At 63.7% G+C, this 15047-nt stretch carries 14 protein-coding genes; 5 read left to right on the top strand and 9 right to left on the bottom strand.

Going from position 1 to position 15047, the window contains the following annotated elements; genetic code table 11:
* Positions 1–117 precede the first annotated feature (117 nt).
* Positions 118–1557, top strand: coding sequence for an aldehyde dehydrogenase family protein (locus tag ACR0LZ_RS13150; protein ID WP_480750266.1), 1440 nt, complete (start codon positions 118–120; stop codon positions 1555–1557).
* A gap of 105 nt (positions 1558–1662) precedes the next feature.
* Here the strand turns inward: ACR0LZ_RS13150 and ACR0LZ_RS13145 are convergent, their stop codons facing one another.
* Positions 1663–2310 (bottom strand): RluA family pseudouridine synthase, encoded by a 648-nt coding sequence (locus ACR0LZ_RS13145; RefSeq protein ID WP_480750265.1) that lies wholly within the window; start codon positions 2308–2310, stop codon positions 1663–1665.
* Between the two features lie 96 nt (positions 2311–2406).
* Here ACR0LZ_RS13145 and ACR0LZ_RS13140 point away from each other — a divergent pair, with 96 nt between their 5' ends.
* Together ACR0LZ_RS13140 and ACR0LZ_RS13135 are read left to right on the top strand one after the other, a co-directional pair.
* Positions 2407–2817, top strand: a complete 411-nt coding sequence (locus tag ACR0LZ_RS13140; RefSeq protein WP_480750264.1) for a nuclear transport factor 2 family protein — start codon at positions 2407–2409, stop codon at positions 2815–2817.
* The gene (locus tag ACR0LZ_RS13135) at positions 2814–3518 is read left to right on the top strand and encodes an SGNH/GDSL hydrolase family protein (protein WP_480750262.1); all 705 of its coding nucleotides are present in this window, start codon (positions 2814–2816) and stop codon (positions 3516–3518) included. Before ACR0LZ_RS13140 ends, ACR0LZ_RS13135 begins: the two co-directional genes overlap by 4 nt.
* On the opposite strand, the gene rarD is transcribed toward ACR0LZ_RS13135, so the two are convergent.
* From rarD to ACR0LZ_RS13105, 6 genes are all read right to left on the bottom strand, one after another.
* A complete protein-coding gene (gene rarD / locus ACR0LZ_RS13130) occupies positions 3509–4417 on the bottom strand; it encodes an EamA family transporter RarD (RefSeq protein ID WP_480750261.1) in 909 nt (302 codons plus the stop codon). The two genes, ACR0LZ_RS13135 and rarD, sit on opposite strands and share 10 nt — an antisense overlap.
* A 112-nt stretch (positions 4418–4529) precedes the next feature.
* Complete coding sequence (locus ACR0LZ_RS13125) at positions 4530–5672, bottom strand: saccharopine dehydrogenase family protein (RefSeq protein ID WP_480750260.1); 1143 nt, start codon at positions 5670–5672, stop codon at positions 4530–4532.
* Positions 5673–5675: 3 nt separating this feature from the next.
* Positions 5676–6731 carry a saccharopine dehydrogenase gene (locus tag ACR0LZ_RS13120; protein ID WP_480750259.1) on the bottom strand — a complete coding sequence of 352 codons (1056 nt, stop codon included), beginning with the start codon at positions 6729–6731 and terminating at the stop codon, positions 5676–5678.
* A gap of 14 nt (positions 6732–6745) precedes the next feature.
* Positions 6746–7360: a glutathione S-transferase family protein gene (locus ACR0LZ_RS13115; protein WP_480750258.1), complete on the bottom strand. Its 615-nt coding sequence runs from the start codon at positions 7358–7360 to the stop codon at positions 6746–6748.
* Between the two features lie 11 nt (positions 7361–7371).
* Positions 7372–8022 (bottom strand): histidine phosphatase family protein, encoded by a 651-nt coding sequence (locus ACR0LZ_RS13110; protein WP_480750257.1) that lies wholly within the window; start codon positions 8020–8022, stop codon positions 7372–7374.
* Positions 8023–8101: 79 nt separating this feature from the next.
* Positions 8102–8800 carry an SDR family oxidoreductase gene (locus ACR0LZ_RS13105; protein WP_480750256.1) on the bottom strand — a complete coding sequence of 233 codons (699 nt, stop codon included), beginning with the start codon at positions 8798–8800 and terminating at the stop codon, positions 8102–8104.
* Between the two features lie 88 nt (positions 8801–8888).
* Between ACR0LZ_RS13105 and ACR0LZ_RS13100 the strand changes: the two genes are divergently transcribed.
* Complete coding sequence (locus tag ACR0LZ_RS13100; protein ID WP_480750255.1) at positions 8889–10073, top strand: Zn-dependent hydrolase; 1185 nt, start codon at positions 8889–8891, stop codon at positions 10071–10073.
* 101 nt (positions 10074–10174) lie between these two features.
* Here ACR0LZ_RS13100 and ACR0LZ_RS13095 read toward each other — a convergent pair whose 3' ends face one another.
* Both ACR0LZ_RS13095 and ACR0LZ_RS13090 read right to left on the bottom strand, forming a co-directional pair.
* A complete protein-coding gene (locus ACR0LZ_RS13095; RefSeq protein ID WP_480750254.1) occupies positions 10175–10879 on the bottom strand; it encodes a response regulator transcription factor in 705 nt (234 codons plus the stop codon).
* Positions 10876–12744: a PAS-domain containing protein gene (locus ACR0LZ_RS13090; protein ID WP_480750437.1), complete on the bottom strand. Its 1869-nt coding sequence runs from the start codon at positions 12742–12744 to the stop codon at positions 10876–10878. The genes ACR0LZ_RS13095 and ACR0LZ_RS13090 overlap by 4 nt, the downstream gene beginning before the upstream one ends.
* 283 nt (positions 12745–13027) lie before the next feature.
* Between ACR0LZ_RS13090 and ACR0LZ_RS13085 the strand changes: the two genes are divergently transcribed.
* Positions 13028–15001, top strand: a complete 1974-nt coding sequence (locus ACR0LZ_RS13085; protein WP_480750253.1) for an AMP-binding protein — start codon at positions 13028–13030, stop codon at positions 14999–15001.
* Positions 15002–15047: the final 46 nt, after the last annotated feature.

Genomic DNA, 15047 nt, shown 5'->3' with positions numbered 1-15047 from the left:
GGCAGAAATTTGATCAAATTTTTTGACTCTCCTCTTGCCCCTCCTGTAAGGCAGTGACAGAGTGGCCGCGAAAACCGACCGAGCGGTCGAAAACATCCCGGATCAGGAGGGAGAGCCATGATCGAGAAACGCGACTTTTACATCAACGGCAAATGGGTGGCCCCGGCCGTCGCAAGTGATTTTCAGGTGATCAACCCCTCGACCGAAGAGCCCTGCGCGGTGATTTCTCTGGGGTCCCAAGCGGATACGAACGCCGCCGTTGCCGCCGCCAAGGCGGCGCTTCCGGGCTGGATGGCGACGCCGGTCGAAGAACGGATTGCACTGGTGGAAAAGCTGATCGACATCTACCAGACGCGCGGCGAGGATCTGGCCCAGGCCATGTCGCTGGAAATGGGAGCGCCGATCGACATGTCGCGCACGCAACAGGTGGGTGCGGGCATCTGGCACCTGAAAAACTTCATCCGCGCCGCCAAGGCGTTCCAGTTCGAACGCCCCTTGGGCGATCACGCGCCGGGCGACCGCATCATCTATGAGGCGGTTGGGGTCGCGGCGCTGATCACGCCGTGGAACTGGCCGATGAACCAGATCACGCTCAAGGTGGGTGCGGCGGCGATTGCGGGCTGCACGATGGTTCTGAAGCCGTCGGAACAAAGCCCGCTCAACGCGATGATCTTTGCCGAGATGATGGACGCGGCCGGATTCCCTGCGGGTGTTTTCAACCTGGTGAACGGCGATGGCGCGGGCGTCGGTTCGCAGCTGTCGGCGCATCCTGATATCGACATGGTCAGCTTTACCGGCTCGACCCGCGCGGGCACGGCGATTTCCAAGGCCGCGGCGGACACGTTGAAAAAGGTGCATCTGGAACTGGGTGGCAAGGGCGCGAATGTAGTTTTTGCCGATGCGGACGAAAAGGCGGTCAAGCGCGGCGTGTTGCACATGATGAACAACACCGGCCAAAGCTGCAACGCGCCCAGCCGGATGCTGGTGCAGCGCCCGATTTATGATCAGGCGGTGGAAACCGCGGCGGAAGTCGCGGGCAAAGTCACTGTCGGGAGCGCGCTGGAGGAAGGCCGCCATATCGGCCCGGTGGTGAACGAGGTGCAGTGGACCAAGATCCAGGACCTGATCCAGAAAGGCATCGACGAGGGCGCGCGCCTGGTCGCGGGTGGCACCGGACGGCCCGAGGGGCTGAACAAGGGCTATTATGTGCGCCCCACGGTTTTTGCCGATGCCAACAACCAGATGACCATCGCGCGCGAGGAAATCTTTGGCCCGGTCCTGACCATGATCCCGTTCGACACCGAAGAGGAAGCCGTCGAGATCGCCAACGACACGCCCTATGGTCTGACCAACTATGTCCAGACGCAGGACGCCGGACGCGCCAACCGCATGGCGCGCCGCCTGCGCTCGGGCATGGTCGAGATGAACGGGCAATCCCGTTCTGCCGGTTCCCCGTTCGGGGGCATGAAGCAATCCGGCAACGGGCGCGAAGGAGGCGTCTGGGGCTTGGAGGATTTCCTTGAGGTCAAGGCCGTCGGCGGTTGGGCGGCGGAGTAAAATGAGCGCCGTCGGCGCACTTTTGTTCACATAGGTATGAGGGACGCTGTCCCTCAATACCCCGGGGTGAATTGCCCGCAGGGCAAGAGGGGCAGCGCCCCTGCACTAGAACGTCGCGGCAGCCCGAAATTTCATTGATAGACCCCCTTCGGGATGTTTCAGGCGCAGTTCCTCGGAATGAAGCATCAGGCGGGGAAAGTTGCGCGCAGTCCCCGAGGCATAGAACGGGTCACCCAGAATCGGGTGCCCGAGCGCCTGCATGTGCACGCGCAACTGGTGCGAGCGGCCGGTTTTCGGGGACAGGCGCACGCGGGTCGTGTCGCCTTGGTGTTTCACCACACGCCAGTCGGTCAGCGCCGGCTTGCCTGTGTCGTGACAGACCATCTGCCGTGGCCGGTTTGGCCAGTCCACGATCAGGGGCAGGTCGACAGTGCCAGTCTTGGGTTCCAGCCGCCCCCAGACCCGCGCGACATAGGTCTTGCGGGTTTGCCTGTTCTCGAATTGCAGGCCCAGGTGGCGTTGGGCGTGGGGGGTTTGGGCAAAGACCATCACCCCCGAAGTGTCGCGGTCCAGCCGGTGCACCAGCAGTGCCTGCGGAAAAGCGGTCTGCACCCGCGTCAGCAGGCAATCGGCAAGATGCTCGCCGCGCCCCGGAACCGACAGAAGTCCGGGGGGTTTGTTCACCACGATCAGCTGCGCGTCTTCGTGCAGGATATCCAGCGGCGTTTGCGGGGGCTCATAGGTTTCGCTCATGCGCGCCTGCCTAACGCAGGCGGCGGGGTCCCGCAACGTCGCGCTTGCGCGACGCGCGACGTTTGGCAACTCTCTGGCCAAACGAGAGGAGCCGAGATGCACCCGACAATCAAAAAGATGCAAGAGGTCGTGGCAAAGGGCGATGACAGCCAGCTTCACGCCCTGTTGGCCGAGGATGTGCGGTTTCTGCCGCCGACCTATTACAAGACATGGACCGGGCGCGCGCCGGTTGCGGCGGTGCTGGGCCATGTGGGGCAGGTGTTTTCCGAGTTCCGCTATCGCCGGATCATGGGCGAGGGTCGGGACTGGGCGCTGGAGTTTCAGTGCAAGGTCGGGGAGCTGGATGCGGTGGGCGTGGATCTGATCACCCTGAACGACGCGGGATTGATTCAGGAATTCGAGGTGGTGATGCGGCCCCACAAGACCGTCGGTGCGCTGCGGGGCGCGATGAACGCGCGGGTGTTGACCGATGCCCGCTTCCTGAATTTTCGCGAGGCTCTCTCTTGATTGCTGCCGACCAGATCTTGCGGGTGCCGTTGTTGCCGCTTTTGGCCGCGCAGGGACTGTCGGTGCGGCGCAAGGTGCAGCTGTTGCCCGAGCCGGTTGGCCCGCGCGAGGGGAGCGAGGGGCGAGGCCCGGTGTTGCGGCTGCTGATTGCGGGGGACAGTTCGGCGGCCGGCGTCGGCGCGGGCACGCAGGCGCAGGCATTGTCGGGGCAGCTTGTCCGACATCTGGGGAGGCACCATGCGGTCGAGTGGCGGCTGGAGGCCACAACCGGGCACACCACGCGGGACACGCTGGAGCGGATAATGGGGATGCACGGCACATTCGACGTGGTGGTGACGGCACTGGGCGTCAATGACGTGACGCGGGGGGCGACCAGGGCGCAGTTCATGGTACGGCAGGCGACTTTGCTGCGGCATCTGACCGGGCCGCTGGGCGCGCGACGCGTCGTGGTCACGGGTGTGCCGCAGATGCACCGGTTTCCGGCCCTGCCGCAACCTTTGGCCTGGGTTCTGGGGCGACAGGCCGCGCGGCTGGATCAGGGGTTGCGCGAAGTGGTGGCGGGTTTTCCCGAGGCACGGCATCTGTCGCTGGATCTGCCGCACGACCCGGCACTGGCCGCGCCGGACGGCTATCACCCCAGCCCGCGCGCCTATGCATTGTGGGCCGAGCAATTGGCGCGGGTGATCCTTGCTCAGGCCTGAGCGCGCATGCGCCGGATCATCGGCACGGTATAGATCACCAGCGCCGCCCAGATCATCGGAAAGGCGATCATGCGGGCGCGGTCGAATTCCTCGCCAAAGATGAAGACGGCGGTCAGGAAGATCATCGTCGGCGCAATATATTGCAGGATGCCGATGGTCGAGAGGCGCAGCAGTTTGGCACCGTTGGCATAGACGATCAGCGGCACGGCGGTGACCAGGCCGCAACCGATCAACAGCCAGGTATCGACCATATTGCCGCCAAAGTGGTTTTCGCCATTGGCCGACAGATAGGTCAGATACCCAAGTGCGGGAACCGAAAGGATCAGCACTTCGAGCATGAAACCCTGATTGGGGCCGATGGGCAGGGATTTCTTGAAAAAGGCATAAAAGCCCCATGTCAGGGTCAACCCGATGGCGGCCCAGGGCAGGCGGCCTGCCGCGACGGTCAGCACGATGACGGCTGTGGCCGCGAGGGCGATTGCGACGAGTTGGGCGGGGCTGAGTTTTTCGCGCAGCAAGAGCGCGCCCAAGGCGATGCTGAAGAGCGGGTTGATGTAATATCCCAGTGCCGCATCCAGCGCCTTGCCCGCTCCGATAGCCCAGACATAGATGCCCCAGTTGACCGAAATCAGAGCTGCGGTCAGGCACCCCATCGCCAATGTGCGGGGGTGGGTCAGCGCTGTGCGCAGATCGCGGGTTCGGCGCAGCACGATCAGCAGCGCACCGGCAATCGGGACCGACCAGATGACCCGGTGCGCGACAACCTCGGCTGGCGGGATATGGGCCAGCGCCTTCATGTAGATGGGCAGGAACCCCCACAGCAGATAGGCCGTGATGGCAAAAGCCAGCCCCTGAGGAGTGTCTATGTTGTCGGTTGGTCGGGCGGTGTGCTGCGCCATGGGGCTCTCCGGCAGATGTAGCGGGTGTTTATGGCAGGTCGCAGCCGAAAGGAAACGCCGAATTCTGTGAGCTGCCCCATCACCCGTTGTGATGGGGCAGATTTTCGGTGGGTCAGGCCAGGTGATCGACCACCTGCAGATGCTGGGCCAGCGTGTCGATTTCGCCCATCCATGACTGAACCAGTTTCGGATCGCTGGGTGCAGCGTGCACGCCCGCCGGGATGGCGCGGTTCAGCACTGCCTCGATCGCCAGAGAGACCGGGATCGAAACAAGACGCGCCATGGCGGTGCCGCGCGCGTCGCCCCATGCATCCATGACATAGGTCTTGTGCCAGACCTCGCGCCCGTCCTTTTCGGCCTTCAGCCCGACGCACAGGACAACGCGGTCGGGCTCGCCCTCGTCATAGGCGTTTTCGGCCCAGAACTGGTCGGACATCTCCTTGAGCCGCGCGTCGCCTTCGGGACCGGAAAGGGTTTCGATTTCGCGGAATACATCCGCCCACGCATCGGCCCAGCCGTTCAGGCGCAAGGTGCCTCGGACGAACTCTTTGACCGGCCAGTGGTCTTCGAAATGGTACTGGGCCTTGAAGGGGATCGAGTCGCGGTTGGGGTAGACCTCGAAGCTTTCCGGCGAGGGCAGGGGGGCGACATAGCTGGTGATCGCATCCCAAGGGCGGGCCACGTCGAGCGGTGCGTAGTCGCGGATCGAGCCGGAGGGCGAACGCAGCGCTTTGAGAACGCCCAGCGGCGACCAGCTGAACTTGTAGCGGAACGGGTTGGGGTGCTTGGGAATGCCACCGCAATAGGAAATGAAGCTGAGGTGGTTTTGCGGATCGAACGCGTCGGAGGCGCGGTAGTCATCGACCAGCGCATGCGCCATCAGGTGGTCGATGCCGGGGTCGAGACCCACTTCGTTGACCAGCGCCACGCCCGCCTCGCGCGCCTTGTCATCCAGCGCGCGCATCTCGGGCGCGATGTACGAGGATGAGACGAAATTCGCGCCCTTGGCGATCGCCAGCTCGGCCAGCGGCACGTGCCAGTCGCCCGGCAGCATCGACACGATCACGTCGCCCTTGGCCAGCACCGCGCCAAGCGCGTCGATGTCGAAGGCTCGGATGTCATCGGTCAGGTCGCCGACCTCGGCCCTGGCCTTTTCGACGGTCCGGTTCCAGACGGTGACGGGATGGCCCGCCTCGATCAGCCGCCGCAATCCGGGGATGGCCGACAGGCCGGTGCCACACCAGTGAATGGTCATCGCTCAGATCCTTTCGATATGGGTTGTGAATTCAGCCTCGGCCCGGCCCCAGACACCTGCGGTCAAGTCGTTCAGGGTGGCCAGCGAGGGCAGCAGTTGCGCCGCGTAGTCCTGCGAGCTTTCCACTGGCAGCATCGAGGGCAGGTTGTCGATCGCCATCACGTCCAGCACCGGATTGGTCGCGACGCGCAGGGCCGGGGCCCCCCAGGTGGTGGCGCGGTCATAGACCGGAACCGGGTTGTAATCGCTGTCCGGATCGCAGGCGACGTCACCGATGGCGGTCAGTCTTCGGGGGGCGGTCATCGCGTCACGGGGGACAAAGACCGGCGTGCCGGGACGGGCGAAGATGCAGTTGAGAAAGATGTCATGGGCGAGGATCTCGGGGAAGGGGCCGCCGCTTGCGGTTTCGGCCATGTCCCATTTGGTGACCTGAACGCCCATCGCCTCACAGAGGTCCGAAGCGCCGGTGCCGACCCGGCCCAATGCACCGATAACGATGGCGCGGGGGCGGTCCGCACCGGTGGCGTCCAGTTCGGCCAGCAGCTCGGCGTTCAGCGCATCCTTGCCGGGATAAACGCCCACGGAGCCGCACAATTCGCCACGCTGCTGCGCTGCCCAGGCCTTGAGCGTCACCGCCGCACCCGCATATCCGGCCCAATAGCCGAATGCGGCGACCCGGCGGCCGGTTTCGTCCACCAGATATTCCAGATCATAAAGCGTGCCGCCGCCCGCCTTGAACCGCTGCAGCAGCGCGCGGCCCGAGTGCTGACCCTTGAAGGCGTGGCCGAACATGATGTGGCGATGAGGCAGGGGCGTGCCGTCCTCGGGCAGCTCCTTGAGGCCGAAGATGATCGCATCCCGCGGCGCGTCGGGCCAGCTGTTCTCGGCCGCAATTTCGCACCCTGCGGCCTTGTAACCATCAATCGGAACGGCGCGGACCGAGCTGTCCTCGACCGTCACCCGGATACCGGCCGCGATCAGCTGCGCCGCGCCTTCGGGCGTCAGCCCCACCCGTTCTTCGTTCGGGCGCTGTTCGGCCCGGACCCAGAGATGTGTCATATCCTGTCCTTCTGTCAAAGCATCCCGGCGGCGTGTACCGCCTGAACCGAGGCGCGCGCCTCCATCGTTTTGCGAAACGCGGCGATCCCGGGGAAGGTCGTCACATCGACCCCGTCGCCTTCGAGCCAGCTGCACACCACGTAAAGGTAACAGTCGGCAAGGCTGATCCGGTCGCCCAGAACAAACGGCCCGCGCAGCCCGTTCGCCTCGATATACCTGCATGAGGCGGTCATGGTCTGCGGCACCTTGGCGGTCATGTCCTTCCAGCTTGCTTTTTTGTCGGCCCAGCGGGCGCCGCGCAGCTTGTGGGCATGGTTCACGTGCATGGTTGAGGCGAGATAGTACATCACCTCGCGCATGCGCGCGGCCATCACCGGATCGTCGGGCACCAGCCCCGCTTGCGGAGCCCTGGCCGCGACGTATTCCAGCAACGCGCCGGTTTCGGTCAGGATACCGCCCTGAACCGCCAGCGCAGGCACGCGGCCCTTGGGGTTGATCTGTTTGTAGGCCGGTTTGGTCTGTTCGGCATTGGCGAAGTCGAGGCGGATCGCCTCATACTCCAGCCCGGCCTCTTCCAGGGCGATGGCAACGGCGACCGAGATGGTGCGGGGCGCATAGTAAAGCTGCATGGTGGGCTCCGTCACAGGTGGGTTTGGGCGAATTGCCGGTCGGGCGTTTCCAGATGCGGCACGGCGTTGAACAGGACCGGGCTGAGGTGATCGCCAATCGGGTGCAGACGATGCATCGACGTGTTCATGATGGCAAGGGCGACGCGGGCCATGGCCGGAATCTCCAGCCCCATGGCCTGCCGCACCGCCATTGAGATCAGCCCGCCCGAGGTCACCACGATCGCCGGCCCGCCTTTTGTGCCGATGTCATGCAGCGCTGACGATACGCGGGCCTCGAATTCAGCAAAGGTTTCCGGCGCGTTCTCGATCTCGCCCTTGGCCCATGCGGTGAAGGTCATTGGCAAATGCTGCACAAAGCCCTCGCGGTCGCGCGGGATGGCGACGCCGTGCTGGTCTTCGAACAGCTGGGCAAGGGCGAAATACTCTATCTCGTTCAGGCGCGCGTCCTGCACCGGGTTGGTCAGCCCCATGCTGGCGGCGGTTTCCACGTGACGTTTCAGGGTGCCGCAATAGGCGCGGGGATGATGTGCGCGAGTATCGGCCAGATGCGCGCCCAGCCACCGGGCCTGTTGATGGCCCAGATCGCTCAGTCGGTCATAGCTTTCCTCGTCGCGCGCCTCGGTATTGGCCTGCCCGTGGCGCACCAGCGTGATGTGGGACATATCCGGCTCCTCTTGCGGCAAGTCTTAGGTCAGCTTTCCGCAGGGGGCCAGAGGGGTTTCGCCGCTTTGGCGTGAAAAATCACAGATAAGGCGAGCGCTGGGGGCGCAGCGTCAGTTCGGTGACGCAGGCCGTGTTCGGCAGCGTAATGACGGTCGCTATCATCTGGGATATGTCCGCAAGCTGGATCATGCGCGTGCGGTCCTTGCCGGTGTCGTTGACGTCGGGTGTGTTGACAAATCCCGGATGCACCAGCGTCACGCCGACCCCGTCCTCGCGAACGTCTTCGAACAGCGCCTTGGCGAAGCCGGCCTGTGCGTGTCGAAGGGCGCAGTGGATTGCGTGGTTCTTCCAGCCCAGCCACGAGGTTGGACCGCAAATATAGACAAACGATCCCTGCGACGCCTGAATCTTTGGCAGCACGTGCGCCGTCAGCCTGACCGTCGCCCTGAGAACCTGATCGATGGATCTGTCCCAATCGGCAAAGCGCTCTGTCGAGACCGGGCCATAGGTGAATTTCGCCGCGCAATGCACCATGGCGTCCAGCCGGTCACCCGCCGTTGCCCAATCGGCCAGCGCTGCGACAGCGTCCATATCGCCCATTTCGGCGGCAAAGGATTGGCCGGTTCCACCTGCTGTGCGCACCATGTCGAGCGTTTCGGCAAGCGCGTCCTCGCGGCGACCGTGGGCCAGAATGTGCCAGCCGTCCGAGGCCAGCCGGATGGCGGTTCCGCGCCCGATGCCGCTGGATGCGCCGGTGATGAGTGCCGTCTTTGCCATTTGCCTCTCTCCCTTGGACCTGTCACTTGTTGTGGTGATGTGACACGAATAATGGCCCCTCAGGCCCCGGACTGGAAAGGAAAACCTTATGGCAGTGGACGCAGAGCGGTTTCTGACTGACCTTCACATGCTGCGCGGTTTCGGTGCGTCCGGCGTCGGCAAGGGCGTGGTGCGCCCGGCCTATTCCGAGGCCGACATCGCCGCCCGGAAGTGGCTTGCGTCCCGGATGGAAGAGGCCGGGCTGCAGGTGCAGGTCGACCCGGTGGGCAACCTGTTCGGTCTGGCCGAAGGCCCCTCGTTGTTGATGGGATCGCATTCCGACAGCCAGCCCGAGGGCGGCTGGCTGGACGGTGCACTGGGCGTGATCGCGGCGCTTGAGGTGGCGCGGGCGGTGGATCGCCCGGTCTCGGTCGTGAGTTTTCAGGATGAGGAGGGGCGGTTCGGCGTCACCACCGGTTCGGCCATCTGGTCGGGGCATCTGTCGCTGGATCGGGCCGACACGCTGACCGATCACTCTGGGATCGCCTTTGGCGCGGCGCGGGCGGCAATCGCCGATCTGGCCGGAGATTTCGTGGACCCGGAACGATTCACCGGTTTTGTCGAGATGCATATCGAGCAGGGGCCGACACTGGATGCCGAGGGCGAGCAGATCGGCGTCGTCACCGATATCGTGGGTATCCGCGACATGAAGATCACGTATCAAGGACAGCAGAACCACGCGGGCACCACGCCGATGCACTTGCGCCGCGACGCCTTTCAGGCGATGTCGCTGTTCAGCGCGCGGATCAACGACCGGTTCCGAAATGTGGTCACGCCGCGAACCGTCTGGACCATCGGGCATGTGTCGCTGCATCCCAATGCCTCGTCCATCGTGCCGGGCAGGGCCACCTTTTCGATGCAATGGCGCGACGGCGAGGCCGGACGGCTGGCGCGGATGGAGGAGATCATCCGGCAAACGGCGCAGGAAGTTGCAGGTGAAGCCGGTATGGAGTTGGAGTTTGGCCCCCTGCTGGGACTGGAACCGGTGCCGATGGATGGCCGCCTGCGTTCGGCGCTGGAGAGCGGGGCCGAGGCGGTTGCGCCGGGGCGCTGGCGGACGATGCCGTCGGGCGCGCTGCATGACGCCACCAATGTCTCGCGCCTGATGCCGGTGGCGATGCTGTTCGTGCCCTCCATCGGCGGCATCAGCCACGATTTTGCCGAGGATACCGATGAGGCCGATCTGGTTGCGGGCCTGCGGGTGCTGGAACAGGCGGTGTTGGCGCCGGACTGATCGACCGGAGAAGGCCGGCCCTGACCAGCCCGACTGACGGCCCAACGCTGTTCCTGTTTCGGACCAGAAAGAAGCAGCGGATGCTTTATGCGTGTTTTGGGTTATCGCCAGCTGACATCGCCCAGAAAGATGTACCCGGCCCCGTAGATCGTCTTGATCAGGCGCGGGTTCTTGGGGTCTTCGCCCAGTTTGGTGCGCAGACGCGAGATGCGCACATCCATCGCCCGGTCGAAGCTTTCACCGGCGCCGCCGCCCAGCATTTCCTGCATCTGGGCGCGGCTGATCAGGCGTTTGGGGCTTTCCAGGAACAGTCGCAGCACCTCGCCTTCGGCGTGGCTGAAGGGTGTTTGCGTGCCGTTGTCGTCCTCGAGGATGTAGCTGTCAAAATGGGCGGTCCAGCCGTTGAAAAGCGCGGTGTTGCCGCCCGTTTGTAAGGTGGCGCGCGGGGCGCGCAGGCGGGCGCGGATGCGGGCCACCACCTCGGCGGGGTCGAATGGTTTGGTGATATAGTCATCTGCCCCCAGTTCCAGCCCGGTCACCCGGTCCTGTACCTGGGCGCGGCCCGAGATGATGATCACCGCCGCGCCCTGTTCCAGCGCCAGCCGGTGCACCAGCGCCAGCCCGTCGGTGTCGGGCAGCGACAGGTCGACCAGGCAGACATCCGGAGTGACCCGTTTCAGCGAGGCTTCGAATTCGCGGGCGCGCGAGAAGCTTTGGGTGCGAAACCCGGCTTCTTCCAGCGCGTCGGTCAGGATCTGTCGGATCTCGGGTTCGTCGTCGAGAATGGTCACCAGCGGTTGTGTCATGGGGCGGCCTCGGGTCGGATCAGGGCAGAGAGTTGCGCCCGCGAAAAGGGTTTGCGCAGAACCGGGCCCAGCGCAAGGGCCTGGCGGTGCAGCGGATCGGTCAGCGGCAGCGAGGTCATCAGGATACAGGGCAATCCGGGTTGCAGGCGCTTGATCAGGTCGATGCCGGTGGCGGAACCTTCGAGTTTGATGTCGGAAAGTACCAGCGAGATATCCTCGATATCGGCGGTGAGCGCGCAGGCCTCGTCAACCGAGGTGGCCTCGATCACCGACAGGCCGAGATCGATCAGAAGGTCGCGGAACTGGCTGCGCAGGTCGTCGTTGTCCTCGACCAGCAGGGCCAGCCCGCCCTGCACCTGCGGGGCGGCGCGATAGGGCAGGCGCAGGATCACCGCCGCGCCCGAAGGCGAGTTGCGCAGCTGCAGGTCGCCGCCTGCCAATTTGACCATGTCATAGACCATTGGCAGGCCCAGCCCCGACCCTTCGCTGCCCTTGGTGGTAAAGAACGGGTTCAGTGCCTTGTCCAAGGCATCGGGCGAAAAGCCGGGGCCGGTGTCTGTAACAGTGATCTCGACCCAGATAGAGCCGATGGCGTGGGCGCTGATGGTGATTTGCCCGGTCGCACCACAGGCGTCGCGGGCATTCAGGACCAGGTTCAGCAGCGCATCCTGCAACATGCCGGGATCAAGCAGCAATGCCTCGTCGGGCAGGGTGTTCACCACTGACAGACCCATTCCGCGCGGCAGCGAGGGAGAGGCGAGGATCTTCATGTCTTCCAGCAGTCCGCGCATGTCGGTGGCCTGCGGATGCAGGGTGCGGTTGCCGGTCATGTCGGCGATCCGGTTCAGCAACTGCCCGCCCCGGCGCGCGGTCTGCTGGGTGGCGGCGACCAGTTCGGCGGCCTCTTCGGGCAGGGCCATCTTTTCCAGCTTGCCCTGCATGCCGAGGATGATGGTCAGCAGGTTCGAGAAGTCATGCGCCAGCCCGCTGGTCATTTGCGCCGCCATCGCCCGCCGGCGCGATTGCTGCAGCGCGACGCGGGCCTGGGTTTCCTCGGTCACGTCCATCGACAGGATATAGACGCCGCCTTCTTCGTCCGGCGTGAACGAGACACGGATGCGGCGCTGGTCGTGATCCTCGGTGAATTCGAAGACGGACGTGCGCCCGCCATAGGCCTTTTGCAGATGTGGCGCGACGCGGGCAAAGGCGGAGGGGCCGAGCGCCTCGGAGATGTGCAGGCCCAGGATTTCCGAAGGCCGTCCCGGCATCACCGAACTGAGGCGGCGATTGGAATAGGTATAGTGCCCTTTGGCATCGACATGCGCGATATGGGCGGGCATCATTTCGGTGGTCAGGCGGGTGCGCGATTCGATTTCGGTCAGCTGCCGCTTGGCCTCTTCCAGCGCGGTTATGGTGGCGGCGAGTTCGCGGTTGGTGGCCGAGAGTTCCTCGGCATGGGTCAGCAACTGATCGGACAGCTCCTCGGACCGCGAGCGCAGCATCTCTTCGACCCGCTTGGTGCGGGAAATGTCGGTATAGACCGCCACCCAACCGCCCTGCGGCAGCGGCGCGCCCTCGACCGAGATGACCTGACCGTTGGGGCGGATGCGTTCGATATAGTGCGGCGCGAACGCCAGCGCCTGTTCGACGCGGCTGCGGATGATGTCCTCGATATTCTCTTCGGGCGCGTATTCGCCGTTTTCGGCCAGATGGCGGATCGTGTCGGCGAAGGACGCGCCGGGCTCGACCAGACGATCGGGCAGTTCGAACATTTCCTGGAAACGGCGGTTGCTCAGCACCAGTTTCAAGTTGCTGTCGTAGATCGACAGCGCCTGTCCGATCAGGTTCAGACCGGCGGTCGTCATTGCCTTGATGCGCTGATCGGAATTGCCCAATGCCTTCCTCCTTGCAGCCCATGCCTATCACCGGACGGATGCAGGGTGTAGAGCCTTTGCCGCCGTTCCCGCCGGTGTGGCCAAATGTAACAAGGCATACCCGGATTTTCGCAACTTGTTACAATTCGTAAGATTTGGGAAAACATCAGGAAAAAGTTACCGATCAACCTTTGAAGGTCCCACATCGGGACAGATTCGCAGCCGCGGACGTTTCCGGCCATTAGACGGGTCGGGATGGGGAGGAGAAAAGACATTGGCTCAGACGCAGTCTGGCGCTGAAGGGTATGTATCCCTTCCGGCGCTGCTTCATCGCAACGCAACCCAAATCGGGGATGCCCCGGCCTATCGCGAAAAGGAATTCGGGATCTGGCAATGCTGGACCTGGGCCCAGGCTGCCAAGGAAATCAGGGCCATGGCGCTTGGCTTCATGGAGATCGGCGTTGAAAAAGGCGACCATATCGCGGTGATTGGACGCAACCGTCCGGCGCATTACTGGTCGATGGTTGCGGCCCAGATGGTGGGCGCGGTGCCGGTGCCGCTCTATCAGGATTCGGTGGCCGAAGAGATGACCTATGTGATGGAGCATTGCGGCGCGAAATACGTCGTCTGCGGCGATCAGGAGCAGGTCGACAAGGTCATCGAGATCCAGGAGACGGTGCACCAGATCAAGCACATCCTGTATACCGACAAGCGCGGCATGCGGAAATACGACCACAGCCAGATGAACGCGCTGGACGATATCAAGGCCGAGGGCCGCGCCGGTCATCAGCGTTTCGACGCGGAACTGGATCAGCGCATCGCGGATATCACTTATGACGACACCTGCGTGATGCTGTATACCTCGGGCACCACGGGCAAGCCCAAGGGCGTTGTGCTGTCGAACCGCAACGTGATCGAAAGCGCCAAGAATTCGGCCGATTTCGATCATCTGACGCGCGGCGAGGACATTCTGTCTTATCTGCCAATGGCCTGGGTAGGCGATTTCATCTTTTCCATCGGTCAGGCCTATTGGTGCGGGTTCTGCGTGAACTGCCCCGAAAGCGCCGACACGATGATGACCGATCTACGCGAGATCGGGCCGACCTATTTCTTTGCTCCGCCGCGTGTGTTCGAGACCCAGCTGACCAACGTGATGATCCGGATGGAGGATGCGGGCAAGCTGAAGAAGCGGATGTTCGATTACTTCATGGCCCACGCCAAGAAGGTCGGCGGCCGCATTCTGGACGGCAAACCAGTCAGCTTTGGCGACCGTTTCAAATATGCGCTGGGCAATGTTCTGGTCTATGGCCCGCTCAAGGATACGCTGGGCTATAGCCGGTTCCGCGTCGGATACACTGCGGGTGAGGCGATCGGACCCGAGATTTTCGACTTCTACCGCTCGCTCGGCATCAACCTGAAACAGCTTTACGGCCAGACCGAGGCGACGGTGTTCATCACCGTGCAGCCCGATGGCGAGGTGCGCGCGGATACAGTTGGCGTTCCGGCGCCGGATGTCGAGATCAAGATCGACGAGAAGGGCGAGATCCACTATCGCTCGCCCGGCGTTTTCGTCGAGTATTACAAGAACCCCGAATCCACTGCGTCGACCAAGGATGCCGAGGGCTGGGTCGCGACTGGCGATGCGGGCTTCATCGAGGAAGGTTCGGGCCACCTGCGGATCATCGACCGGGCCAAGGATGTGGGCAAGATGGCCGACGGGTCGATGTTCGCGCCCAAATATGTCGAGAACAAGCTCAAGTTCTATCCCGATATTCTGGAGGTCGTTCTGTTCGGCAATGGCAAGGACCGTTGCGTCGCCTTCATCAACATCGACCTGACGGCGGTGGGCAACTGGGCGGAACGCAACAACGTGGCCTATGCGTCTTATCAGGAACTGGCGGGTCATCCGCGTGTGTTAGAGACGATAAAGGCCCATGTGGAAGAGGTGAACAAGTCAGTGGCGGCAGATGAAATGCTGTCGGGCTGCCAGGTGCATCGCTTTGTTGTTCTGCATAAGGAACTGGACGCCGATGATGGCGAGATGACCCGCACGCGGAAGGTGCGGCGCGGGTTTGTCGAAGAGAAGTTCCACGACATCATCACCGCGCTATACGACGGGTCGGACACGATCTCGACCAAGACCGAGGTGACCTATGAGGACGGGCGCAAGGGATCGATCAGCGCAACGCTGAAGATCATAGACGCGCCGGTTGTCCCGGTGGCGCAGCACAAGGTGGCGGCGGAATGAGGGCCGCGCGTGCGCCGCTCGCCCGTTCCGGGCATCGCCCCGCCCG

The sequence above is a fragment of the Ruegeria sp. CI1 genome (assembly GCF_056536925.1).
Note: the sequence above shows the minus strand (reverse complement) of the source record. Positions and strands in the feature narration are given on the sequence as shown.